Raw genomic sequence first — 22,557 nt, forward strand, 5'->3', positions numbered from 1 at the left:
GCCTGCCTCAACACCTCACGCACGACGTTTGCGCAAACGCTGCTGAAAGCGCGCCAGAATATCTGCAGCATTCATAATGCCGAACACGTGCAGCAGCGCACCATACAGAACGGCCCCAAGACCAACCATGCTGCCAAGCCACAGAATCCGGACACTCAACCCGGACGGGAACGCCAGAAGAGCCTGCGCCCCGAGCAACAGCCCTCCCATAAGAAGCGCCGCACAGGCCGTCTTGAACATTCTGAACTGCTCGATCCCGGAAACCTGCAACGCCTTACGCCGCATAAGCAGGATCGCCAGACACGCCACATTGGCGCAGGCGGCCAGACTACTGGCCAGCGGCGGCCCCATATGGGCCAGCGGCTTCATGAACAGCAGGTTCAGCAGAAAGTTCAGAACCAGAATGCCAATCCCGACATAAACGGGCGTGCGTGTGTCCCCACGAGCAAAGAAGGCCGGGGAGAAGACTTTCACCAGCACAAAAGCCGGAAGCCCGATGGCGTAGGCGCGCAGAGCCTGAGCAGACAGAAACGCGTCATGCTCGGTAAAGGAGCCATGCCCGAACAGAACAATCATGATCGGGCCAGCCAGCGCCAGCAACCCGGCCACAGCGGGAAGCGTGAGGATCAGCACGTAACTCATGGCGCGATTCTGGGCGGAATGGGCTGCATCATGCTCACCGGCAGCCAGATGGCGCGTCAGCACCGGCAGCAAGGTCGTCCCGGCCGCAGCGCCCAGAACACCGAGCGGCAGCTGATTGATACGATCCGCAAAATACATCAGCGAGACACTGCCTGAAGGCAGCAGGGTTCCGATGATCGTATCAACGGTAAGGTTGATCTGCCCCACGCCACTCCCCACCAGCCCCGGCACCATGCGGCGGACCAGCAGACGGATGCGAGGTGTTAAAGCAGGCCAGAGCGGCATCAGCCCAAACTGCGCCCGATGCGCCGCCCAAAGCAGCAAGCCAAGCTGTGCCACGCCGGAGGCTGTCACACCCCACGCCGCCGCATACGCCACATTCGGCAAAAACGGCGAGGCGAACAGGATGGCGGCAATCCCCACCACGTTGAATGCCAGATAGGCGGCTGCGGCCATACCAAAGCGATGCAACCCGTTGAGAACGCCCGCCACCAAAGCTGCTGCACAGATCAACACCAGATACGGAAACGTAATGCGGCTGAGGCTGACACCCAGCGCATAGCGTTCGCCCGTCTGCAAAAATCCGGGGGCAATCAGCCGCACCACCTGCGGCATGAAGATTTCCCCCAGCACGCACAGGAACAGCAGCCAGAGCAGCATGACGCCCAGCGCCCGCCGCGCAAATGTCCGGGCTTCTTCTTCCCCTTCCTTAGTCAGGACAGAAGAAAACAGCGGGACAAAGGCTGCGTTGAATGCTCCCTCGCCAAACAGCCGCCGAAACATGTTCGGCAACCGGAACGCCACCTGATAGGCATCCTGCAAAGCACCTGCGCCCATGAAGGCCGCCAGAAGCTGATCCCGCACCAGACCAAGGATACGGCTGAGCATGGTCCAGCCGCCAACAGTAAGAAAATTTTTGAGCATGACAGACTGCTTATACGGGCAGCCTTCCCTTTAGAGATAGGGGGATAAGCTTTCAAAGCTCAAATAAAAGCCGCCCCTGTGCAGAGCCCCACCTCCTCTATATTTTGCTCGACCGAAAGCGTGGGAACGCGCAAACTTGTCAATAATGATATTTTTTACTGGGTAAGAGGAGAGACGCCCCATATGCCAGACACCACAAGCCAGCCCACAGGTTCCGGGCATCCACGCTGTATTCTGGTCAAACCGAGCCAGCGCTCCAGAAAAGGGCAGGAAACAGCGCGTAACGTTCTGGCATTTTTTATCTTCGCCGTTGCTCTTTACACGATCCATGGATTTTTGCCGGCGCTGGTATGGGGCGGGGTGTTCGCCATTGCCACATGGCCGCTCTATACGCGCGCTCAGGCAGCCTGGCCTAAAGCCGCCAATGGGACCATTTTACCGCTTCTCTTTACGGCAGCCATGGCGCTGATTTTTGTCATTCCGCTAATGCTCATCACGCTGGAAGCCGTCGGCGAAGCCCAGAGTGCGCTCAGCTGGCTGGAACATGCCCGGCAAAACGGTGTGCCAGTGCCTGACGCCCTTGGCCGCCTGCCTTTTGGCAGCCAGACCCTTACGCACTGGTGGCAGGCTCACCTCTCCAACCCGGAAGACGTTTCCAACCTGACGGGGGCGCTGGACAGCAAGGGCATGGCGATTACCAAGGCTCTTGGGTCGCAGATTGCGCATCGTGGCACGCTGTTCTGCTTCTCCATCATCACCCTGTTTTTTCTTTATAAAGACGGCACCTCTGTCATTCGCCAGTGTCGCATTGCCTCCCGGCGCGCCTTTGGCAAACGCGGAGAAACCATTGCCCGCCAGATTGTCGCCTCTGTCCACGGCACAGTGCTGGGTCTGGTGCTGGTTGGCATTGGGGAAGGGCTGCTGATGGGCATTGTCTATACCATTGCTGGGGCACCGCACCCTGCCCTGTTCGGTGTCATCACGGCCGTCGCCGCTATGATCCCCTTCTGCGCCATGATTGCCGTGGGCCTTGTGTCATTACTGATCCTGATGAAGGGCGCATCCCTCGCTGGCATCGTGACGTTCTGCATCGGCGCTGTGGTGATTTTTGTGGCTGACCACTTTATCCGCCCGGTTCTTATTGGCGGCAGCACGCAGCTCCCCTTCCTGTGGGTTCTGCTGGGTATTCTGGGTGGTGCGGAAACATGGGGCCTGCTGGGCCTGTTTGTTGGCCCTGCGGCCATGGCGGCCCTCAATCTGCTGTGGCGCCGCTGGACTGCGGGCAACAACGCTGTAGAAGCCTGAACAGCAAAAAGGGTGTTCAAGTTCTGAACACCCACTCAACCGCTCTGAAATTTTTCAGAAAACCAAATAAACAAATATCGGGCAGGCGGGATTCGAACCCACGACCCCCAGTCCCCCAGACTGATGCGCTACCAGACTGCGCTACTGCCCGTCCATTTGGTGAAAGGGTGTTTAGCAGGCCCCTTCACAACGCACAAGCCACCTTACGGATTTTTTCATGCCGTGAGGCGATTACGGAATGCTTCCAGCTCCACCAGAATATCAGCCAGATCGTTTTTCAACTGCCCATTCTGCTTTTCCAGCCGACGCATCAATTCACCAGACACAGCGTCCGCCGCCGGTGTTGAAGATGCAGGCGCAGGTGCAGGTGCAGGTGCAGCCTCGGGAACATTTTCAGGCTGAACAGCAATCTCCTGAGGCTGCTCCTCCGCGTTTTGCGGCTCCTGAAGGTCTGAGGTCTGCGTAACAGCCGGACTCTCAGCCGGCTCTTCATGCTCTTCCGAATTCGTAGCTAAAACTGGCTCAGCGACGGGAGGAGTGCCTGCGTCCGAAGCCACAGACTCCGTTGATCCCTGCGTCTCTTCAGACAAAGCGGCCGTCGGTTCTGGAACAGCTTCTGTTACTGCAGGACTCTGCTGAACCGCTTCGGCGTCCCCTTCACGCAGGAGACGCTGCACACCTTTTACGGTGTAGCCTTTGGCATACAGAAGATCAGAAATATGGCGGAGCAGTTCGACATCTGCCGGACGATAATACCGGCGACCGCCGCCTCTTTTCAGCGGGCGAACCTGCTCGAAACGCGTTTCCCAGAATCGCAGCACATGCTGAGGCACATGCAACTCATCAGCCACTTCACTGATGGTGCGAAACGCAAGCGGCCCTTTTTCTGTACGGGCCAGCGCACCAGTTTCCTCGTCCGGCAGGCCGAAAGGATCTGTGATGGAAGAAGGATGGTCGGTGTCACTCATCGTCATACGCCTCGCCACCCTCAAGCGGCTCGTGATTAATGGCTGCACGCAGCAGCTGACTCGGGCGGAAAACCAGCACGGAACGCGGGAGAATCGGGACTTCCTCACCCGTTTTCGGGTTACGTCCGCAGCGCTGGCCTTTTTGCCTTACGGAAAAAGTCCCAAAACCACTGATCTTGACGCTTTCACCGCGTTCAAGCGCAAGCATGACTGTTTCCAGAATATCTTCCAGAAGCACAGCCGATTCTTTACGGGACAGCCCAACCTGCTGATAAATCTGCTCGACCAGAGAGGCACGCGTGACAGTTTCCATACTGATGAAAGTAACACGTTGGGCGACCTCGTCAATTCTCTCGTAAGGTCGCCCGTCGTGATGCCATCAGAATTTTGGAAATGCCGTTAGAAACGGGCGAGCGCGGAGCCCCAGGTCAGGCCGCCGCCCAGTGCTTCCATCAGCACCAGATCACCTTTCTGGATACGGCCATCCCGCACAGCTTCATCCAGCGCCAGCGGAATCGAGGCCGCTGAGGTATTGGCGTGTCGATCCACCGTTATCACCACCTGCTCGGCAGGCAGGTTCAGCTTTTTGGCCACGCCTTCAATAATGCGGATATTCGCCTGATGCGGCACCAGCCAGGCGACGTCTGAATATTCCAGACCTTCAGCCTTCAGGGCCTCATCTACGGAAGAGGACAGCTTGGCGACGGCATGCCGGAACACATCGCGCCCGCTCATTTTCAGGAAACCGCTTTTATCGCGGCGCCCTACAGCGCCATCAACATAGAGCAGATCACCCGCTGTGCCATCGGAATGCAGGTGGGTAGACAGCAGCCCCTGTTCGCCCGGTGCATCTGAGCCGGAAAGTACAACCGCCCCTGCCCCATCCCCAAACAGCACGCAGGTACCACGGTCAGACCAGTCGACAATACGGGAATAGACTTCACTACCAATGACCAGAATATTCCGCGCCTGCCCGGCCCGAATAAAAGCATCTGCTGTGGAGAGGCCATAAATAAACCCGGAGCACGCCGCAGCCAGATCGAATCCAAAACCCTGCTTCATCCCCAGTTCAGCCTGAATCCGCACAGCAGTCGCCGGGAAAGCCTGATCGGGGGTGGATGTCGCAACAATCACGGCATCAATGTCATCCGCACTCAGGCCCGCATAGTCCAGCGCCTTGCGCGCTGCGGCGGCTCCCATGCTGGTCGCCGTATCATGCTCACCTGCGATGTGACGCTGGGTGATGCCGGTACGGGTTTTTATCCATTCATCGGAGGTTTCAAGCCGGGCTGCCAGTTCATCGTTAGACACGACCCGATCCGGCAGGAACCCGCCAAACCCTACCAGAAGCGAACGTCTCGCCATTACCGTTCTTTCATTATCAAACACCGGCATTCAGGACTGCCTGACGGCCAGTGCCCCGAACCTTGTCTGATCAGGAAGCCGTCGCCTCAGGCTCACGCTCCAGCGAGGCCTGCTGACGGGAAAGAAGCGCCCCCATATGGGTCAGACGCTCACGAATACCATCATTAAATCCATGCGTGACCATATCCATGGCCACATCCACTGCCGCAGCAAATCCTTCGGCATCAGTCCCGCCGTGAGACTTCACCACTACGCCATTCAGGCCGACAAAAACCGCGCCGTTACGACGGCGAGGATCAAGCCATTCCTTCATGCGCTCAAGGCCGGGGCGAACGAGCAGATAGCCAATTTTGGAAATAATGCCGCGATTGAAGACCTGCCGCAGCAGAGAGGTGGCCATTTTCAGCACACCTTCACCCGTCTTGAGGGCCACGTTCCCGGTAAAGCCGTCCGTCACCACTACGTCGGTTGTACCCGCCGTAATGTCATGACCTTCGATAAACCCGTGGAACTGGTCCGCAAGCGGGCTTTCACGCAGGGCTTCATACGCAACCCGCAGCTTTTCATCACCCTTCAGCTCTTCCGAGCCGATGTTGAGAAGCCCGATACGCGGTGCGGGAAGCCCCAGCACTGCCTTGGCGAAGGCCTCGCCCATCACGGCAAATTCAACCAGATTGCGCCAGTCACACGCCACGTTGGCCCCAAGGTCCAGCATGACCACATCGCCCTTGATGGTGGGGCTGATGGCTGCCATGGCGGGCCGGGAAATACCGGGCATGGTTTTGACGACAATTTTGGCCAGAGCCAGCATGGCACCACTATTGCCAGCGGACACAACGCCCTTGGCGCGGCCACTTGCAACGGCATCCATCCCCAGACGCATGGAAGACCGACGCACGCGCAGGGCGGCGGTGGGCTTCATGTCCATGGGGACTGAGGCATCTGTGTGCCAGATGGTGCAGATTGCTTCCGCCTTGGGATGCTGCGCCAGAAGCGGGCGCAGACGGGCTTCGTCACCCGTCAGAAGCACACGCATCCCGGGATGGCGATCAGCTGCAATGGCAAGCCCGGCAACGACCACGTCGGGAGCTCCGTCCCCCCCCATTCCATCAACCGCAAGGCTGAAAACCTCACTCTGTTCAGTGGGGGAATTCTCGGAAATCTCTCTATCGCTCATGCCTGCTTCTCTGCCATGCCGCAGATGCCTTACTCCCGTACAACCACATTACCTCATGGCAATGTGAGCCGCCTGCCCTCAGGCGCGAACAGCGACTTTCAGTGCCTTACCAGCTGCAATCACTTCCCGACCATCGTAGTGGCCGCAGTGGCTGCAGATGTTGTGCGGGCGCTTCAGCTCACCACAGTTGGAGCATTCAGCATGAGCCTCCACACGCAGAGCCTGATGGCTGCGACGCATGCCACGACGTGAAGGCGAAGTTTTTCTTTTGGGTACAGCCATGGGACCGAGCCCCTCCAAACAGATCTAAAGACTACCGGCACCGTGGACAATCCACACCGCCGAAAGACAAAACAGGTTAATCACCAGATTGAGGGCGGCCTCTAGCAGAGAGCCGCCACTTTCGCAAGCAAGAGCGCAATAAAACCTACTGCCACACGTCAGCTATCTTTGCGACGCAACCGTGCGAGATCGGCAAACGGATTAACTTTTTTCTCCGCTGCGTCCTTCTCAGCCAGCTTTTCCGCCTCTTCCTCGCTTATCACAAGCCCTTCGGGCAGGCTGGCGTCCGGAGCATGTGGATAAGGCTCCAGATCCAGAGCAAACTGCTCAACAGCGGCTTCCCCAAGGTCTATCGATTCCCCTTCATAGGGAATCTCATCCACGGCTTCCAGATCCGGGGCCGCACTTTCCTCAAAATGTTCTGCGGGCACAAACTGCACCGCAAAAGAGCCTGCAAGCATATCCTCAAACGGCTCCAGCGTGCGAACACATGTCTGTTTAAAGCGCACGGCCAGAGCCCCGTGGGCGGACACAAGATCCCGCCGGCCCAGAGTGAGTGTATATTTGCAGCGAAACATGCTGATTTCAGGCAGACCAAGCCGTCTGGCAATCTGTCCGCACTCCGCAGGCGTTGCCTCGACCGTGAGATCCAGTCCGGACGCGCCGATTCGACGCACGGCAACGGGACGGGAAAATTCCGGCTTATGGGGCATGGAAACCTCCTGAAACTCTAGCTTCTTAAAAAACAGACAGGCTTCCCGCTGCGGATTTGCAGGAACGCCTTTTTGCAGCCCTAACATAAAGCGCCCCAAGCGCAATGATCAGCCTGAAAACCCACCCCCTACGCAATTCAGGAATTGACGCACAGAGCCCGTTGGGGCATCCGACAGAGTAGGTCTTCCTGCATGCCGCAGCCTGAAAGATCATACCTTCTTCAGAGTGACCGCACAGATTTGGGGACGCCTTACCGCCATGACACCGCACCGCAAGAAAAGTATGACGCGCTTCAGCACCGCCTGTGGTGCCCTTGCTGCTGTGTTTGTCATTTCCGGCTGTTCCGTGTTTGCCCCCACGCCCATTCCCCGTGGCTCGCTGATTGAAGCGGATGACTACAATCAGTTGACCCCGGGCACCAGCACGCGCGCTGATGCGGTGGATCTTCTGGGCTCCCCCACCACCAAGGGGGCCTTTGACGATAATACGTGGATCTACATTTCCATGACCACCTACATGAAGCCGCTGGATTTTCCGGGGATCGACAAGCAGCAGGTGGTTGTTCTGAAGTTTGACGGAGCCGGCATGCTGCAAAGCCTGCGCACCCTGAACCGTAAAGACAGCCGCTCCGTAGCCATGATCAGCAAGGTCACCCCCACACCGGGCACCAGCATCAACATCCTGCAGCAGATTCTGGGGAATGTGGGCCGCTACAACCCGATGCAGAACATGATGAACTCCAGCGGTGGCGGAACGGGCACCGGCATGATGGGCGGCAACAGCGGCCCGGGTCACTTCGGCGCAGGCAACTCGCTCTAAGCTCCCCCCTGCCCTCAGGGCAGGATCAGTTTGACGCGTAGCCCTCCGGCGGGCGAGGCATCCAGTTCCATGTCTCCCCCATGGGCCCGCACAATATCGCGCGAGATTGTCAGGCCCAGACCTGTCCCCCCACCGCGGCCACTCTCAAACGCCCGAAAAACGGATTCGCGCCGCTCAGGACGGATTCCCGGCCCGTCATCATCCACCAGAACACACACGCCTTCCTGCATAGCGTAAGCCGTTATGGCAATTGCACCGCCATGCCTGCGGGCATTGTCCAGCAGGTTCGTCAGGGCGCGCTTCATGGCATCAGGCCGCATGTGAACAGAGAGACCGGGCTGCACCGTGACAGACTCAACCCGTGCCCCGGCCCGGCGCGCAGCCGTCACGACGTCCTCAATAAAAGGCACCATCTCAACCTGTTCCGGCGTTTCGGCCCCCTCGCCGCGGGCAAACGCCAGATAGCTGCCGATCATGTGTTCCATCTCGACAACATCCCCGATCATGTCATCGACGTCTGGACTTAGCTCTTCCCCTTTAATCGTTCCGGTGCGCGGCATCATGGCCAGAGAAAGACGCAAGCGGGTCAGAGGCGTCCGCAGATCATGCGAGACACCGGCCAGAACGCCGGTACGTTGCGAGACAAAACGATAGATCCGGTCCTGCATGCGGTTAAACGCCACAGCAGCCTTCCGCACTTCCTGCGCACCCTCCGGCTTGATAGGCCCGATATCCCGCCCCAGCCCGAACTGCTCAGCAGCCCGCGCCAGACGGCGGATGGCCCGCACCTGATTGCGCATGAACAGGCTGGCCACCACAAAGAGCAGAATGGAGCTGCTAAGCGCCCAGCCCACAAAGAGCCAGATCTGCCCCATATCCAGCCGTTTACGCGGCGCATCCACATCCAGCACGCCATCAGGCAACTGAATGGCAATTTTCACGGTATGCGGATCGCTCTTCCAGTTCACAAAGAACGGATAATCAATGGCGCTATCCAGCGCATGCGCCAGATCATCATCCATCGGGCCGGTGATGTGATTAAATCCGAAGCGACGCAGGCGGGCACCAGGGTGCCATGTTTCCACCAGCTGCAAATGGTCCCGCGCCTGCGCGACGAACCAGTCCTTGTCGCTCCGCTTTTGCAAATGCTCCAGCGCATTGAGGGACAGAACAATATCCGCCGTCACACTGTCCGACAGGCGGCGGGACACAACCTTGAGGAAGTTCCCGTAAAACAGTTCCAGTGAGATGGCCTGCGTGACCAGCAGCGGGATCAGCACGATCAGCAGAGAGCGCCCCAGCAGAGAGCGAGGCAGCACCCGCCGCACAGATTTTTCCATACTGCGGGATTTCAACACCCCCGAGGGGAACAGCTTGAGGGGTCGTCTTTTCATGCCCGCAACACTAACGACGCTCCCTTACTGCACACCGGGCTTGAGCACATAGCCGCGCCCCCGGATGGTGTGCAGAAAACGCGGTTCACGCGGGTCCGGCTCAATCCTACGCCGCAGCCGTGTGACCTGCACATCCACCGCGCGCTCTCCAATTTCTGCCATATCCAGCGCGCGAGCAATCTCCTCGCGAGAGAAGACCTCATTCGGACGCCGCGCCAGCACGGAGAGAAGCGCGGCCTCACCGCCAGTCAGATGCACATTCCCCTCCGGGCCGGAGAGCAGCGCCCGCACGGGGTCAAACTCCTTCTCGCCCAGGCGAATAATTCGCAAATTGTCCGAGGCAGGCACCGGGGCCAGTCGCCGCAGATGCGCCTTAAGTCGCAGCAGCAGTTCCCGTGGCTCAAACGGCTTGCCCAGGTAATCATCCGCACCAGCTTCCAGACCGGAAATCCGATCGGCAGGTTCGCCCCGTGCCGTCAGCAGCACAATCGGCAGGTCCTGTCCGGCATCACGCAGGGCACGGGTGAGTTCCAGCCCGTTTTCCCCCGGCATGGTCACGTCCAGCACCATGGCGTCGGGCTGGATTCCCTGCAACGTCTGCCGGGCCTCCGCCGCGTTGGCCGCTACACTGATCCGAAACCCCTGCTCCGACAGATACCGTTGCAGCAGACGCCGCAGACGCGGGTCATCATCCACCACAATAACATGCGGTGCCATCCCTTCTTCCGGCACAATATCGCGGTGGCTAAGTTCCATTGCGTCCCTTTCTTCGTCCTGCGGCATCATCTGCCATCATGGCGCGACTGCTTTCGGAGAGCATCCCGTGCATCACGCGGCGGAATCCTTCCACGGCCGCGCCGCCTGCTTCCCGATAGGCTGCACTCAGGCGCTGGCGCACAACAGCAAACAGTCGGGCTTCCACAGCCTGCCCTTCTTTGCTGAGTCGCAACAGCCGTTGTCGCCGATCCCTCAGACTGGTCTCACTGTCCAGATAGCCGCGCTCCTGCAACTCGCCCAGCGTCCGCCCGAGGCTCTGCTTGGTCACACCCAGCGTATCCTGCAGACGGCTGACCGGAATACCCGGGCTGAAGGCCAGCACCTGCAACACCCGGTAATGCGCGCTCCCCAGTTTTTCTTCCGTCAGAATCGGTTCCAGCGCTGCGGCCATATCGCGCCCCGCCAGAAACATCATGGCCTGCGCCAGCCGGAGCTGCTCTTCCCGCAGGAACAGCAGGCCCGCCCCGGCTTCATCATGCGGGCGATATCCGGTTGTCATCAGCGCCTGCCCTTTTGCCGCATGGCGTGGCGCTCAAACTGTAGCCGGACGCGCGACCGGACGCCGGCCACTCAGCCGGGCTCGCAGCTTGCCCAGACGCAGCACCCCGGCCAGACGACGATCAATAAACGACGCCAAAGCGGCTTCATTCTGCCCGCGCGCCAGCCAGTAGAGCAGAGTCGTGCCGTAGACTGCGCCCAGCGTCAGACGTTTGGTGACGTAGGTCATGCCCGACGAGTCATCCTGCGCCGCCTGCCAGATCGCGTTGATGGTCCGCATCAGTGACCGCCGCAACGCGCCGCGCGCACAGGGCGTGGCCAGCGTTGCAAATCCGGTTCTGGCCCCGGCCCGCATGGCCTGATCCACCGGCAGACGCAGCAGAAGGGCCTGCCGCACGCGCTGGCTCAGGCGCGGTTCGGTTGTCTCAAGCATGGCGACCACCATTTCGCGGTCACACAGGTCAGACCAGGCCTCCACCATCTCCACTGCCCCACCTGGGAACAGCAGGTCCGCTTCCGGCCCGGCTACATCCCGCAGCACAGGCACGCTCCAGCCGCGCTCCCCGGCAACCGCCGCCAGCTTACGCAGCGCATCATCCCGTACGGCATCCCGTTCTATGGGCGCGGGCATACTGCCTGTGGCCAGCCCTGCCACGGCAAGAGAAATTGCCTGCTCGACCTTGCCCCATCCTGTGGTCATGTCCGCACTCCGTATCGCGTTATCTCGGTATCAAATCCGAGCTTTCCCAGATCATCCATTCGCATGGGATAGAGAATCCCGTCCAGATGATCCATTTCATGCTGCATGACATTGGCCCGGAACCCCGAGGCTACGCCTTCCACGGGTTTGCCCATGTGATCATATCCCGCATAGCGGACCCGTTTGTAACGCGGCACTTCCCCGCGCAGGCCCGGAATAGAGAGGCATCCTTCCAGACGCGGCACCAGGTCATCCCCCACCGGCTCCAGAACCGGGTTAATGAGAACCTGCACCCCGCACGGCGGATCATCCTCGCCCTCGCTCCGGCTTTCCGGCACGGAATACAGAAAAAGCCTTTTTAAAACATAGACTTGCGGCGCAGCCAGCCCAACGCCTCCGGCATCTGCCAGCGTTTCCATCATGTCCTGAATCAGAAGCCCGATGTCCGGCGCGTTCACGTCCGCCACATCTTCCGCCCGTTTGAGCAAAACCGGGTGCCCCATCCGCGCAATTTTCAAGATAGCCATACCCGCCTCCTTATAGCTCTGTTAAATAGTCACAAGAGTTTGTTGCTGAGAGGCAAGAACGAATTGTGTCTTTCCGCAAGCCCGTGCTATAGACGCCGCCAATAGAGGAATCGGTAGCACGCAGGTGCTTTACCGAGTCTTTTTCCATATCACGTCAAAACCGGGATTATCCGGGTTTTCTGAAACAGGGGTTAGTGGCCAAGTGCACGTTCTCGTCCGTGACAACAATGTCGATCAGGCTCTCAAAGCGCTCAAGAAAAAAATGCAGCGTGAAGGCATCTTCCGTGAAATGAAGCTGCGTCGTCATTTCGAAAAGCCTTCCGAGCGTAAAGCGCGTGAGTCTGCGGAGGCCGTGCGCCGCGCCCGTAAAATGGAACGCAAGCGTCTCGAGCGCGAAGGCTTCTAAAGCTTCCGCACTCCATGCGCTAAAAAGGGCGGGACACAGCACGTGTCCCGCCCTTTTTTTGTTTTGCGCCTGAATGGTCAACGCGGCAGAACAGGATAGAACCGGAAACAGGCCACCCTGCCCCCGGCTCTCCCATCATCAGGCAACGAAGCGGCCTGACACAATTCCTCAGTCCGCATCCATTAGACGATGAGACAGATAGATGGCTTCCAGCGCCCGCTCATGCGCCACTTCCGGTGCGTTGACCGTGCCGGAATGACCACCTTCAATATCTTCATAGTAGAAGAACGGTTTGCCTAGCGCTTCCAGCCGTGCCGCAAAGCGACGGGCATGCACCGGGCCAACGCGGTCATCACTGGTCGCTGTAAAAATGAACGGCTCCGGGTAGGACACGTCTGCTTTCAGATGCTGCACCGGAGAAATGGAACGCAGGAAATCCGCCTCTGCCGGAACAGACATGGAGCCATATTCCGCAGCCCATGAAGCCCCGGCGGACATGGTTTCAAAATGCTCCATATCCAGCAGCGGCACGCCGATAATCACCGCATTCCACAAATCCGGATGCTGCGTCATCTGCACGCCAGACAAAAGGCCACCATTGGAACGACCACGAATACCCAGATGGCGCGGGGATGTAATCTTGCGGCTTATCAGGTCCCGCCCAACAGATGCAAAGTCATCATAGACTTTCTGCCGCCCGGACTTCCGCCCTGCCTCATGCCAGGCCGGACCAAACTCACCACCGCCCCGGATATTGGCCACCACATACACGCCGCCACGGTCCAGCCAGAGCTGACCAATTTCCGGCGCATAAAGAGGGGTGTAGGAGACCTGAAAGCCACCATAAGCCGTCAGCAGCGTCGGGTTTGCACCGTTCAGCTTCATGTCGCGCCGATGCACGATGAAATACGGAACCCGCGTGCCATCCGTGGAGGTCGCCCAGAACTGCTCTGTCACCAGCTTGTCAGTTTTGAACCGGGCCGGAGCAGATTTGACCTTGTGCGGCTGCCCCTTGCCCTCCAGCAACCAGAGTTGAGACGGCTCCAGATAGCCTTCTACGCTGAGAAACGCCGTATCCGACGCATGATCGGTATCCACAATATGAACCGACGTCATGTCCGGCAGAGCAAGAGCCGTAGCCTGCCAGGACTTGCCTGCCTGTGTGGGCGTAAAGCGCATGGCGCGGCCACGCACGTTATCAAACAGACTGACCAGAACGGTATTTTTAGTCACACCAACCTGATCAATCGACTGAGACGGGCCGGGCGTGAAAATCACCTGCACACCCTGCTCCACCGCAGCCGGATCAACAGAAAGCAGGCTGCCTGCGGGAATGATCGTCTGGCCGGCCGGGTGCCAGTCTTCCTCAATAGAGACAATCAGACGGCCTTTAAGCATCCCCTGAATTTCGCTTTTGGCCGGCAGCGCCAGCCAGCGCAGGGTTTTGCCTCCGTCCACCACGGCATAACGCGTTTCAAAGAAGTTCACGCTCCGCTGGATCATCGCCAACTGATGCCCATCCCCATCTGTCAGCACCATAGGCATGACGGCCATATCGGACGCCTCACCCCGGAAGAGTTCCTTTTCCGCTCCCGCAGCCGCCCCACGCACCATGGTTTTAACCACAAACGGATACCCGGATGGTGTCAGCGTGGTGCCTTTTCCATCCCAGTCACGAGCCAGCAGAATCGTGTTTGCATCCACCCAGGCTGCTGTCTGCTTGGAGCGTGAGAACACAAAGCCACCGGGCACAAACTGGCCGGTTTTTGTGTTGAATTCCCGCAGCGTCTCGGCATCTTCCCCACCATCGGACAGCGCCACAAGACAATGCTCATCCGCCGGGGCAAGGCAGTTTGCACCTTTAAAGACCCAGTTCACGCCGTCCTGTTTCGCCAGCGCGTCCACGTCCAGCCGCACAGCCCAATCGGGTGTTTTTTTCAGGTAAGAGGCCTGTGTAGCTTCCCGCCAGATCCCATGCGGATGGGCGGCATCCTGCCAGAAATTCCAGATTGCCCCGCCCATAAGCGACGGCATGGCCAGACGATCCGGAGCCTGAAGGCCAGTCAGCACATCCTTATAAAACCCGGCATAGCGTGGGTCTTTTTCCAGTGTGCTGGTGGTGTGCAGGTTCTGGGCGCGCACCCACGCCATCGCCTGCTGCCCGTGGATGTCATCCAGAAACGTGGTGTTTGTGGTCGCCGTGATAACCGGTACAGCGCCTGCAGGCGCATCGGCTGCCTGCGCATCCGGGGCCGCAGCTGCCATGACAAGCGCAGAGGCCGCCCCTGCCAGAATCCAATGTTTCAAACGCATTCTCACCGTTCCCGGAATTCTCTGATGTGTCATGCAGACTGTTTTTTCACCGTATTGAAAAACAGTCCACCAAAAGAAAAACCCCCGATGCAAGGCACCGGGGGTTTAATCTGGCCAGGCGACAAAACAGCCGCCAGGCAAGACACTCTTATTTCTGAAGCTTGTCCAGTTCACGGACAATGGCTTCACCCATGACGGACGTGCCGACACGGGCCATGCCTTCGCTCATGATATCCGCCGTGCGCAGGCCGCTTTCCAGCACGCGGGAGACGGCTTCTTCCACCATCTTCGCTTCGTCCTGCAGGTTCAGCGAGTAACGCAGCAGCATGGCGAAGGAGAGGATCTGCGCAATCGGGTTGGCAATGCCCTGCCCGGCAATATCCGGTGCGCTCCCGTGGATCGGTTCATACAGCGCCGCACATTTCCCATCAGCCCGCACTGCACCCAGCGTGGCGGACGGCAGCATACCAAGGCTGCCCGTCAGCATGGAAGCCAGATCGGACAGGATGTCACCAAACAGGTTGCCGGTCACAATCACATCAAACTGGCGCGGGTTACGGACCAGCTGCATGGCGCAGTTATCGGCCAGCATATGCGTGAGTTTCACATCAGAAAATTCACGCGCATGGAGGTCGGTCACAACCTCTTTCCACAGCAGGCCGCTTTCCATCACGTTGCATTTTTCAACGGAACAGACATGGCCAGACCGCTTACGGGCCATTTCAAACGCCACACGGGCCACGCGCTCGATTTCCAGCGTCGTATAGACTTCGGTGTTAATACCACGACGGGTACCATCCGGCAGGGTTTCAATCCCGCGCGGGTCGCCAAAGTAAATGCCGCCCACTGTCTCGCGGACAATCATGATATCCAGACCGCGTACCACGTCGGGCTTCAGCGTGCTGGCATCCACCAGCGCATCAAACACCTTGGCGGGGCGCAGGTTGGCAAACAACTCGAGTTCCTGACGGAGCTTGAGAATGGCCACTTCCGGACGCTTATCAAAACCGACATGGCCCCAGCGCGGGTCCCCCACGGAGCCAAAGAGAACTGCATCCGCAGCACGGGCTTTTTCAATCACCTCATTGCGGATCGGCTCACCATATTCAGCCAGAGACGCACCGCCGACCAGATCTTCCGTGATTTCAAACGCAATGCCACGGTTCTTTTCCAGCCAGCTGATAACGCGGCCGACTTCCCGCATCACTTCCGGACCGATACCATCCCCCGGCAGAACAAGCAGTTTTGCAGGCTGAGCACTCATGACTTTTCCAATTCTTCAATCAAGGGTGATTGTCGGCATCCAGGGGCGTTCCCCGGCAACCTTGTGTTCAAAGGACTTAATTTCAGTCTCGTGCTGAAGCGTCTGGCCAATATCATCCAGCCCTTCAAGCAGCATGTGCTTGCGGAACGGATCAATCTCAAACGGCACTTCCTCACCATCCGGGCGGATCACCACCTGCCGGGGCAGATCGATCGTCAGCCGGGCATTGCTGCCCATGGTGGAGTCAGACATCAGCTGATCACACACTTCACGCGGCAGCTTGATGGGCAGGATGCCGTTCTTGAAGCAGTTATTGAAAAAGATATCTGCAAAAGACGGAGCAATCACACAACGAATGCCAAAATCCAGCAGTGCCCAGGGGGCATGTTCACGAGAAGAGCCGCAGCCGAGATTGTCATAGGTGACCAGAATCTCGGCTTTCCGCCAGGGCTCCTTGTTCAGGATGAAATCCGGGTTTTCAGAGCCGTCCGGGCGATAGCGCATGCTGTCAAACGCATATTTTCCCAGACCCGTCCGCTGCGTGGTTTTCAGGAAGCGGGCCGGAATGATCTTATCCGTATCAATGTTGTCTTCCGGCAGAGCCGCAGCAACAGCGGACAGCGTGGTAAATTTTTCCATCAGACCAGCTCCCTCGAATCTGTCAGACACCCCGTAACAGCCGCCGCAGCCGCCATGGCGGGAGAGAGCAGATGCGTCCGCCCACCGGGGCCCTGACGCCCTTCAAAATTACGGTTGGAGGTTGAGGCGCAACGCTGGCCCGGCGTCAGCTTGTCCGGGTTCATGCCCAGACACATGGAGCACCCGGCCTCACGCCATTCAAACCCGGCATCCAGAAAAATCTGGTCCAGACCTTCTTCTTCCGCCTGCATTTTCACCAGACCAGAGCCCGGCACGATCATGGCGCGCACACCGTCCGCAACCTTGCGCCCTGCGGCCACCTGAGCGGCGGCGCGGAGATCTTCAATCCGGCTATTGGTGCAGGACCCAATGAACACGACATCCACCGGCGTTCCGGCAATTTTCTGCCCGGCTTCCAGCCCCATATAATCCAGCATGCGCTGCATCTGGGCCCGTTTGGATTCTTCAGGCTCCTGCGCCGGGTCAGGCACTGTGCCCGTAATCGGCAGAACCGTTTCCGGGCTGGTGCCCCATGTCAGGCTCGGGGCAATATCTTCGGCCCGCAGAGAGACTTCTTTGTCAAAATGTGCGCCGTCATCCGTCGCCAGCGTGCGCCAGAACGCAACAGCTTTTTCGAAATCTTCCCCTTTGGGGGCAAACGGACGATTGCGCACATAGTCAAACGTCGTGTCATCCGGAGCCACAAGCCCGGCACGTGCGCCAGCCTCGATGGACATGTTGCAGATGGTCATACGACCAGCCATGTCCAGCCCGCGAATGGCGGAGCCTGCGAATTCAATCACATGCCCGGTGCCGCCAGCCGTGCCGATATGCCCGATAATAGCCAGCATGACGTCCTTGGCGGACACGCCCGGTGCAAGCTGGCCTTCGACCGTCACGCGCATATTTTTGGCGGGACGCTGCAGGATGGTCTGGGTCGCCATCACATGCTCGACTTCAGACGTGCCAATGCCGAACGCCAGAGAACCCATCGCGCCATGTGTGGATGTATGGGAGTCACCACACACAATGGTCATGCCCGGCAGAGAAATGCCCTGCTCCGGCCCGACCACATGCACAATGCCCTGCGAGGCGGAAAGCAGCGGGAAATACGGAACCCCGAATTCCTTCACATTCCGTTCCAGCGTTTCAATCTGGTTCCGGCTTTCCGGTTCTTCGATGGGTTTGGTACGGTCAGACGTGGGAACGTTATGGTCCACCACAGCCATGGTCATTTCAGGATGCCGCAGCTTACGCCCGGCCAGACGCAGGCCTTCAAACGCCTGCGGGCTAGTCACTTCATGCAGAAGGTGACGGTCGATATAAAGGATAGAGGTGCCATCCGGCAAAGTTTCGACAACATGGTGGTCCCAGATCTTGTCGAATAACGTACGCGGCGCCATGGCCCTCCCCTTTCATGGAACGGCACGGACTCGCGCAGATCAGCCTGAACTCAGCCCTGGTCTGACAGACGAAAAACCCGCGCCTTCATCTTCTCAGCACCCGAAAACCCGGCGAGCCGAAGCCCCACCGGGTTTTTGAGGTCAGGCAGGCCACCCGAAGGCAGCCTGCTTTAACGCGATATTAGCTGGCAGCTGCCGGAGCAACAACGTCACGCGGACGCTCAGCGATACGAGCGGACTTACCGCTACGGCCACGCAGATAGTACAGCTTTGCACGACGCACTTTACCGCGACGCACAACCTTGATTTCAGCAATGGTCGGAGCGTACAGCGGGAACACACGCTCCACACCTTCACCATTGGAAATTTTGCGCACGGTGAAGTTGCTGTTCAGGCCCTTGTTGGAACGGGCAATCACAACACCTTCAAATGCCTGAAGACGCTTACGCTCACCTTCAACAACCTGCACGGACACGCGCACCGTATCACCGGCTGCGAATTCCGGCACGGCGCGTGCGGCGGTCAGACGTTCGATTTCTGCAGCTTCATACTGCTGAATAATGTTCATTTCGGTATCCTTCCTCAAACCCCTGTTGGGTCTGTCTGCCCGTTTTTTCCGGTAGCAGCAGTCCCGTTTCTCTCCCTGCGAGCCAGCCAGGCAGACCACAGGTCCGGCCGTCTTTCCCGCGTGATTTCTTCCGCCTGCTTCTGGCGCCACGCTGCAATAGCCGCGTGGTTTCCTGACAGCAGGACTTCAGGCACGTTTTGACCTTCCCATACAGCAGGACGGGTATAGTGAGGATATTCCAGCAGGCCTTCGGAAAAACTTTCCTCAACCCCGCTTTCCTCACTCCCCATCACGCCGGGCAGCAGTCGGACGCAGGCATCCAGCAGCACAAGGGCAGCAGTCTCTCCGCCGGACAGAACATAATCCCCTATGGAGATCTGTTCGATTTTCCGGCTTTCAAGAACCCGCTCATCCACCCCTTCAAACCGGCCACACAGCAGCACGAGGCCCGGCCCCTGTGCGTAACGCTGCACGTCCTGCTGGCGCAGTGGCCGGCCACGCGGTGTCAAAAACACCCGCGGCACATCCACCGGAGCCTGTGTGGCAGCCAGAGCGGCATCCACCACATCGGGGCGGATCACCATGCCTGCGCCACCACCAAACGGGGAATCATCCACCGCCCGATGCCGGCCCAGACCCTGCTCACGCAGGTCCTCCGCAGCACAGGACCACACACCGTTTTCCAGCGCACGTCCTGCCAGAGACAATCCCAGCGGACCGGGGAACATCTCCGGAAACAACGTCAGCACCGTTGCCTGCCAGCTCATGCCGCAGGCCCCGCTGCTTTAGCCGTTCCTACTCCACGCCCTTCCTCACCAGAGACCTCCACAGGGCGCACGATGGTGACCACCCGCCCCTTCAGATCAATCTCCGGCACGCAGGCGCGTGTGAACGGAACAAGCACGCCGCCGGTCAGCTCCAGACTGGCGCCAGCCCCGTAATCATGCACCATGACAACCTGCCCCAAAGAGCAGTCGCCTTCCCGCGCCTCCATGCCAATCAGATCAGCATGGTAGAATTCTTCTTCCTCAGGCTCGGGCAGCACATCACGCGGCACAAAAAGACGGGTATTAACCAGCGCCTGCGCTGCGGTCCGGTCGGCCAGCGGCTTACCCTGCGCATCGCGCAGTTCCGCCACACCGTCCGCTCCGCGCCAGCGCAGAGACCATTCCCGCCCCTTTTCATCCACGAGAACCTTATAGGCTTCCAGCGCGGCCGCTTCGGCAGCGTAGCTGTGCACATGCACAAGCCCACGCACACCATGCGGTCTACCAACAACGCCTATCTGGATAAGGTCTGCGCGCATGATCGGGTCAGCTTAGCTCGCTCTGGCCTCAGGCTGCGGCTTCAGCAGCTGCAGCAGCGGCTTTTGCACGTTCCTGGGCTTTCTTCTTCGGAGCAGATTTCTTGGGCTGCTCGTTGTAAGCGGGCTTGGGAGCCAGACCGGCGTTCCCCAGGAAGCGAGCAACACGGTCGGTTGCCTGCGCACCCTGAGACAGCCAGTGCGTGATGCGCTCATCAACCAGACGCACGCGTTCTGCATGATCGGACGGCAGCATTGGGTTGTAAGACCCTACTTTTTCAATAAAGCGGCCATCACGCGGGGAACGGCTATCAGCCACCACGATGTGGTAGTAAGGACGCTTCTTGGCCCCTGCGCGGGCAAGACGAATTTTAAGACTCATTCAGACTTCTCCAAAACCCTGAAAAACTTCGGATAGAAACAGGCCGCTTTAGCGGAAGGGAGAACCGCCACCCGGCGGCCCTCCACCCATTCCTTTAGGCATGAGCGCGGACATTCCCTGGCGCATGAGACCTTTCACGCCCAGCTTGTTAAAGCGCTTCATCATCGAGGACATCATATCAAACTGCTTGAGCAGCTTGTTGACCTCCTGAACACTCGTCCCTGACCCGGCTGCGATCCGCTTTTTGCGGGAAGCCTTGATAATGGCCGGCGCTTTGCGCTCGCCTTTGGTCATGGAAGAAATAATGGCCAGATGCGTCTTCAGGATGGAGGTATCAAGGTCCTTGTCACCAATGGCTTCCTTGATTTTTCCCATACCCGGCAGCATGCCGACAATTCCGGAAATAGACCCCAGCTTGCTGATCTGCTTGATCTGCGATGCGTAATCATCAAGATCGAACTTGCCGGCCATCATCTTCTTGGCCAGCCGTTCCCCTTCTTCATGATCAAGGGTATCAGCCGCTTTTTCCACCAGCCCGGCAATATCGCCCAGACCGAGAATACGGCCGGCAACACGCTCGGGGTGGAATTCTTCCAGCGCATCCAGCTTTTCACCGGAACCGGTCAGCTTGATGGGTGCGCCGGTAATGGCCTTCATGGACAGGGCCGCGCCACCGCGGGCATCACCGTCCATACGGGTCATCACCACGCCGGTCACGCCCACGGCGTCATTAAACGCCTTGGCCGTATTCACGGCGTCCTGCCCGGTCATGGCATCCACAACCAGCAGGGTTTCAGCAGGCTGGGTCACGGCACGAACCTGCCGGACCTCTTCCATCAGCGCTTCGTCAATGGACAGACGACCTGCTGTATCGAGAATAACAACGTCGTAGCCTTCGCGCCGCCCCACATCCATCGCACGCTGTGCGATTTCAACCGGGGTCTGGCCCGCTACGATCGGCAGGGAGGCGACATGCGCCTGCTCGGCCAACTGTGCCAACTGCAACTGAGCAGCCGGACGCTGGGTATCCAGAGACGCCAGCAGCACCTTCTTCCGCTCGCGCGTGGAGAGACGCAGGGCGATCTTGCCGGAGGTCGTGGTTTTACCAGACCCCTGCAAACCCACCATCAGCACGGGCACAGGCGGCGTGGCGTTCAGGTTGAGCGGAACAGCGCCCGCCCCGCCAAGGGCATCAATCAGCGCATCGTTAACAATCTTCGCAACGGCCTGACCGGGGGAAATGCTTTCCAGCACCTCCGCACCCACGGCGCGTTCCTTAACCTTGTTAACGAAGTCCTTGACCACAGGCAGCGCGACGTCTGCATCCAGCATAGCCAGACGAACTTCGCGCATTGCCTCCATAACGTCGGCTTCTGACAGCGCGCCACGTTTGGCGAGTCCATCAAAAACCCCGGAAAGCCTGCCTGAAAGAGCCTCGAACAAAAGCGTAATACCCCAAAAGGAGACGCGCCACTGCGCGAACACTCGCGGAGTGGCGGTCCTGATTTGTGAGAGGGAGTTACAACCCCACTCTCACCGAGTCAAGAAACGTCTGTTTTTTACTTGTCAGACGCCGGCGGGGCCGGGTGTTCAACTTCGCGCAGCTGTTCCATCAGATCATGGATTTTAGCCTGACGGGCCTTGACCTGAGCCAGCTGGTCCGCCGTCAGCACATCATGGATGCGAGACGCAACTTCCAGATGACGTGCCTCAGCCTGCGCACGCAGGGTTGCCTGCTGCTGCTGCAGAGTCGCGACCTTGTCTTTATCGACCGGACCCGGCGTCGTCAGGATGTCCTGAATCTGCTGATGAATTTTGGAGGATTCATCACGCATATCATCTGCATGATCCTGATCGTGCGCTTCACGCAGGATGGTGTCGATCTTCTTGCGCTGCTGCTTCGTCAGGTCCAGCCCTTCCAGCATGCTCATGCCGCCACCATGGCCACCCGGCATGCACGCACCCGGACCACCAGGACCGCCCGGAGGCGGGAAACCACCACCCTTACCGGGGTGAGCGTGGGCAGGCAGAGCAGCAACAGACAGGCCAATAACCGCTGCGGCGGCAAGGAAACCGTTTCTGTAATTCATGGGCTCTTACAACTCCTGAAAAATTCTATGTCCTGATAGATACTTGGCGATCATTTCTGCAGACGCAAGGTGTGTCACCACAGTGTCATCAGGGAGC

The 22,557-nt window shown here is 59.0% G+C and carries 25 protein-coding genes and 1 tRNA gene; 3 read left to right on the forward strand and 23 right to left on the reverse strand.

The features are described 5' to 3' along the window. Positions 1 to 15: 15 nt before the first annotated feature. Positions 16 to 1,566, reverse strand: coding sequence for a murein biosynthesis integral membrane protein MurJ (gene murJ / locus KP703_RS04080; protein WP_215753881.1), 1,551 nt, complete (start codon positions 1,564 to 1,566; stop codon positions 16 to 18). A 183-nt stretch (positions 1,567 to 1,749) separates the two neighbouring features. Between murJ and KP703_RS04085 the strand changes: the two genes are divergently transcribed. Then, positions 1,750 to 2,871 carry an AI-2E family transporter gene (locus KP703_RS04085; protein WP_062141938.1) on the forward strand — a complete coding sequence of 374 codons (1,122 nt, stop codon included), beginning with the start codon at positions 1,750 to 1,752 and terminating at the stop codon, positions 2,869 to 2,871. 77 nt (positions 2,872 to 2,948) lie between these two features. On the opposite strand, the gene KP703_RS04090 is transcribed toward KP703_RS04085, so the two are convergent. The 7 genes from KP703_RS04090 to KP703_RS04120 form a co-directional block, all read right to left on the reverse strand. Further along, a tRNA-Pro gene (locus KP703_RS04090) sits at positions 2,949 to 3,022 on the reverse strand. 64 nt (positions 3,023 to 3,086) lie between these two features. Continuing rightward, the gene (locus tag KP703_RS15580; RefSeq protein WP_252353822.1) at positions 3,087 to 3,845 is read right to left on the reverse strand and encodes a MerR family transcriptional regulator; all 759 of its coding nucleotides are present in this window, start codon (positions 3,843 to 3,845) and stop codon (positions 3,087 to 3,089) included. Further along, on the reverse strand, positions 3,832 to 4,158 hold the full coding sequence (locus tag KP703_RS04100) for an integration host factor subunit alpha (RefSeq protein WP_264820944.1): 327 nt from the start codon (positions 4,156 to 4,158) through the stop codon (positions 3,832 to 3,834). Before KP703_RS04100 ends, KP703_RS15580 begins: the two co-directional genes overlap by 14 nt. Before the next feature lie 80 nt (positions 4,159 to 4,238). Next, the gene (locus KP703_RS04105; RefSeq protein ID WP_043550742.1) at positions 4,239 to 5,204 is read right to left on the reverse strand and encodes a beta-ketoacyl-ACP synthase III; all 966 of its coding nucleotides are present in this window, start codon (positions 5,202 to 5,204) and stop codon (positions 4,239 to 4,241) included. Positions 5,205 to 5,274: 70 nt separating this feature from the next. Beyond that, positions 5,275 to 6,381: a phosphate acyltransferase PlsX gene (plsX, locus tag KP703_RS04110; protein WP_062141937.1), complete on the reverse strand. Its 1,107-nt coding sequence runs from the start codon at positions 6,379 to 6,381 to the stop codon at positions 5,275 to 5,277. A gap of 78 nt (positions 6,382 to 6,459) precedes the next feature. Next, a complete protein-coding gene (gene rpmF, locus KP703_RS04115) occupies positions 6,460 to 6,663 on the reverse strand; it encodes a 50S ribosomal protein L32 (protein WP_025825885.1) in 204 nt (67 codons plus the stop codon). A gap of 158 nt (positions 6,664 to 6,821) precedes the next feature. Continuing rightward, positions 6,822 to 7,376 carry a DUF177 domain-containing protein gene (locus KP703_RS04120; protein ID WP_061492047.1) on the reverse strand — a complete coding sequence of 185 codons (555 nt, stop codon included), beginning with the start codon at positions 7,374 to 7,376 and terminating at the stop codon, positions 6,822 to 6,824. A gap of 283 nt (positions 7,377 to 7,659) precedes the next feature. Here KP703_RS04120 and KP703_RS04125 point away from each other — a divergent pair, with 283 nt between their 5' ends. Next, the gene (locus KP703_RS04125) at positions 7,660 to 8,196 is read left to right on the forward strand and encodes an outer membrane protein assembly factor BamE (RefSeq protein WP_062141952.1); all 537 of its coding nucleotides are present in this window, start codon (positions 7,660 to 7,662) and stop codon (positions 8,194 to 8,196) included. A gap of 14 nt (positions 8,197 to 8,210) precedes the next feature. Here the strand turns inward: KP703_RS04125 and KP703_RS04130 are convergent, their stop codons facing one another. From KP703_RS04130 to def, 5 genes are read right to left on the reverse strand one after another with little or no spacing between them, the layout of a single operon-like run. Continuing rightward, positions 8,211 to 9,590 (reverse strand): ATP-binding protein, encoded by a 1,380-nt coding sequence (locus tag KP703_RS04130; RefSeq protein ID WP_062141935.1) that lies wholly within the window; start codon positions 9,588 to 9,590, stop codon positions 8,211 to 8,213. A 24-nt stretch (positions 9,591 to 9,614) separates the two neighbouring features. Then, positions 9,615 to 10,346 (reverse strand): response regulator, encoded by a 732-nt coding sequence (locus tag KP703_RS04135; RefSeq protein ID WP_215753882.1) that lies wholly within the window; start codon positions 10,344 to 10,346, stop codon positions 9,615 to 9,617. Beyond that, complete coding sequence (locus KP703_RS04140; RefSeq protein ID WP_062141934.1) at positions 10,336 to 10,866, reverse strand: MarR family winged helix-turn-helix transcriptional regulator; 531 nt, start codon at positions 10,864 to 10,866, stop codon at positions 10,336 to 10,338. Before KP703_RS04140 ends, KP703_RS04135 begins: the two co-directional genes overlap by 11 nt. 33 nt (positions 10,867 to 10,899) lie before the next feature. Then, on the reverse strand, positions 10,900 to 11,565 hold the full coding sequence (locus tag KP703_RS04145; protein ID WP_215753883.1) for a rpsU-divergently transcribed protein: 666 nt from the start codon (positions 11,563 to 11,565) through the stop codon (positions 10,900 to 10,902). Beyond that, a complete protein-coding gene (def, locus tag KP703_RS04150; RefSeq protein WP_215753884.1) occupies positions 11,562 to 12,092 on the reverse strand; it encodes a peptide deformylase in 531 nt (176 codons plus the stop codon). Before def ends, KP703_RS04145 begins: the two co-directional genes overlap by 4 nt. Positions 12,093 to 12,294: 202 nt before the next feature. On the opposite strand from def, the gene rpsU reads away from it, so the two are divergent. Continuing rightward, complete coding sequence (gene rpsU / locus KP703_RS04155) at positions 12,295 to 12,498, forward strand: 30S ribosomal protein S21 (protein WP_006557524.1); 204 nt, start codon at positions 12,295 to 12,297, stop codon at positions 12,496 to 12,498. Between the two features lie 168 nt (positions 12,499 to 12,666). Here rpsU and KP703_RS04160 read toward each other — a convergent pair whose 3' ends face one another. From KP703_RS04160 to KP703_RS04205, 10 genes are all read right to left on the reverse strand, one after another. After that, positions 12,667 to 14,811: a prolyl oligopeptidase family protein gene (locus KP703_RS04160; protein WP_252353823.1), complete on the reverse strand. Its 2,145-nt coding sequence runs from the start codon at positions 14,809 to 14,811 to the stop codon at positions 12,667 to 12,669. Positions 14,812 to 14,959: 148 nt separating this feature from the next. Beyond that, complete coding sequence (gene leuB / locus KP703_RS04165) at positions 14,960 to 16,075, reverse strand: 3-isopropylmalate dehydrogenase (protein ID WP_215753885.1); 1,116 nt, start codon at positions 16,073 to 16,075, stop codon at positions 14,960 to 14,962. A gap of 15 nt (positions 16,076 to 16,090) precedes the next feature. After that, positions 16,091 to 16,714, reverse strand: coding sequence for a 3-isopropylmalate dehydratase small subunit (gene leuD / locus KP703_RS04170; protein WP_062141930.1), 624 nt, complete (start codon positions 16,712 to 16,714; stop codon positions 16,091 to 16,093). Then, the gene (gene leuC, locus KP703_RS04175) at positions 16,714 to 18,117 is read right to left on the reverse strand and encodes a 3-isopropylmalate dehydratase large subunit (RefSeq protein WP_215753886.1); all 1,404 of its coding nucleotides are present in this window, start codon (positions 18,115 to 18,117) and stop codon (positions 16,714 to 16,716) included. The genes leuD and leuC overlap by 1 nt, the downstream gene beginning before the upstream one ends. A gap of 181 nt (positions 18,118 to 18,298) precedes the next feature. Further along, positions 18,299 to 18,685, reverse strand: coding sequence for a 50S ribosomal protein L19 (gene rplS / locus KP703_RS04180; protein WP_043550578.1), 387 nt, complete (start codon positions 18,683 to 18,685; stop codon positions 18,299 to 18,301). 14 nt (positions 18,686 to 18,699) lie between these two features. Further along, a complete protein-coding gene (gene trmD / locus KP703_RS04185) occupies positions 18,700 to 19,452 on the reverse strand; it encodes a tRNA (guanosine(37)-N1)-methyltransferase TrmD (protein ID WP_062141928.1) in 753 nt (250 codons plus the stop codon). Further along, on the reverse strand, positions 19,449 to 19,991 hold the full coding sequence (rimM, locus tag KP703_RS04190) for a ribosome maturation factor RimM (RefSeq protein ID WP_215753887.1): 543 nt from the start codon (positions 19,989 to 19,991) through the stop codon (positions 19,449 to 19,451). The genes trmD and rimM overlap by 4 nt, the downstream gene beginning before the upstream one ends. A gap of 28 nt (positions 19,992 to 20,019) precedes the next feature. Then, positions 20,020 to 20,370 (reverse strand): 30S ribosomal protein S16, encoded by a 351-nt coding sequence (rpsP, locus tag KP703_RS04195; protein ID WP_061491761.1) that lies wholly within the window; start codon positions 20,368 to 20,370, stop codon positions 20,020 to 20,022. A 48-nt stretch (positions 20,371 to 20,418) separates the two neighbouring features. Beyond that, positions 20,419 to 21,813 (reverse strand): signal recognition particle protein, encoded by a 1,395-nt coding sequence (gene ffh / locus KP703_RS04200; RefSeq protein ID WP_215753935.1) that lies wholly within the window; start codon positions 21,811 to 21,813, stop codon positions 20,419 to 20,421. A gap of 116 nt (positions 21,814 to 21,929) precedes the next feature. Then, complete coding sequence (locus tag KP703_RS04205; RefSeq protein ID WP_062272903.1) at positions 21,930 to 22,460, reverse strand: Spy/CpxP family protein refolding chaperone; 531 nt, start codon at positions 22,458 to 22,460, stop codon at positions 21,930 to 21,932. Positions 22,461 to 22,557 lie beyond the last annotated feature (97 nt).

It is taken from the genome of Acetobacter sp. P5B1, assembly GCF_018811985.1.
In the GTDB taxonomy this organism is placed as follows: domain Bacteria; phylum Pseudomonadota; class Alphaproteobacteria; order Acetobacterales; family Acetobacteraceae; genus Acetobacter; species Acetobacter cerevisiae.

Excerpts from the sequence above, each read along its gene's own strand:
- KP703_RS04205 (WP_062272903.1), bottom strand. The coding sequence starts at position 22,460 with ATGAATTACAGAAACGGTTTCCTTGCCGCCGCAGCGGTTATTGGCCTG.
- KP703_RS15580 (WP_252353822.1), bottom strand. The coding sequence starts at position 3,845 with ATGACGATGAGTGACACCGACCATCCTTCTTCCATCACAGATCCTTTC.
- def (WP_215753884.1), bottom strand. The coding sequence starts at position 12,092 with ATGGCTATCTTGAAAATTGCGCGGATGGGGCACCCGGTTTTGCTCAAA.
- KP703_RS04145 (WP_215753883.1), bottom strand. The coding sequence starts at position 11,565 with ATGACCACAGGATGGGGCAAGGTCGAGCAGGCAATTTCTCTTGCCGTG.
- rpsP (WP_061491761.1), bottom strand. The coding sequence starts at position 20,370 with ATGAGTCTTAAAATTCGTCTTGCCCGCGCAGGGGCCAAGAAGCGTCCT.
- rpmF (WP_025825885.1), bottom strand. The coding sequence starts at position 6,663 with ATGGCTGTACCCAAAAGAAAAACTTCGCCTTCACGTCGTGGCATGCGT.
- trmD (WP_062141928.1), bottom strand. The coding sequence starts at position 19,452 with ATGAGCTGGCAGGCAACGGTGCTGACGTTGTTTCCGGAGATGTTCCCC.
- plsX (WP_062141937.1), bottom strand. The coding sequence starts at position 6,381 with ATGAGCGATAGAGAGATTTCCGAGAATTCCCCCACTGAACAGAGTGAG.
- KP703_RS04135 (WP_215753882.1), bottom strand. The coding sequence starts at position 10,346 with ATGGAACTTAGCCACCGCGATATTGTGCCGGAAGAAGGGATGGCACCG.
- leuB (WP_215753885.1), bottom strand. The coding sequence starts at position 16,075 with ATGAGTGCTCAGCCTGCAAAACTGCTTGTTCTGCCGGGGGATGGTATC.
- KP703_RS04130 (WP_062141935.1), bottom strand. The coding sequence starts at position 9,590 with ATGAAAAGACGACCCCTCAAGCTGTTCCCCTCGGGGGTGTTGAAATCC.
- rplS (WP_043550578.1), bottom strand. The coding sequence starts at position 18,685 with ATGAACATTATTCAGCAGTATGAAGCTGCAGAAATCGAACGTCTGACC.
- KP703_RS04125 (WP_062141952.1), top strand. The coding sequence starts at position 7,660 with ATGACGCGCTTCAGCACCGCCTGTGGTGCCCTTGCTGCTGTGTTTGTC.
- KP703_RS04120 (WP_061492047.1), bottom strand. The coding sequence starts at position 7,376 with ATGCCCCATAAGCCGGAATTTTCCCGTCCCGTTGCCGTGCGTCGAATC.
- rimM (WP_215753887.1), bottom strand. The coding sequence starts at position 19,991 with ATGCGCGCAGACCTTATCCAGATAGGCGTTGTTGGTAGACCGCATGGT.
- KP703_RS04160 (WP_252353823.1), bottom strand. The coding sequence starts at position 14,811 with ATGCGTTTGAAACATTGGATTCTGGCAGGGGCGGCCTCTGCGCTTGTC.
- KP703_RS04105 (WP_043550742.1), bottom strand. The coding sequence starts at position 5,204 with ATGGCGAGACGTTCGCTTCTGGTAGGGTTTGGCGGGTTCCTGCCGGAT.
- leuD (WP_062141930.1), bottom strand. The coding sequence starts at position 16,714 with ATGGAAAAATTTACCACGCTGTCCGCTGTTGCTGCGGCTCTGCCGGAA.
- leuC (WP_215753886.1), bottom strand. The coding sequence starts at position 18,117 with ATGGCGCCGCGTACGTTATTCGACAAGATCTGGGACCACCATGTTGTC.
- murJ (WP_215753881.1), bottom strand. The coding sequence starts at position 1,566 with ATGCTCAAAAATTTTCTTACTGTTGGCGGCTGGACCATGCTCAGCCGT.
- KP703_RS04085 (WP_062141938.1), top strand. The coding sequence starts at position 1,750 with ATGCCAGACACCACAAGCCAGCCCACAGGTTCCGGGCATCCACGCTGT.
- KP703_RS04140 (WP_062141934.1), bottom strand. The coding sequence starts at position 10,866 with ATGACAACCGGATATCGCCCGCATGATGAAGCCGGGGCGGGCCTGCTG.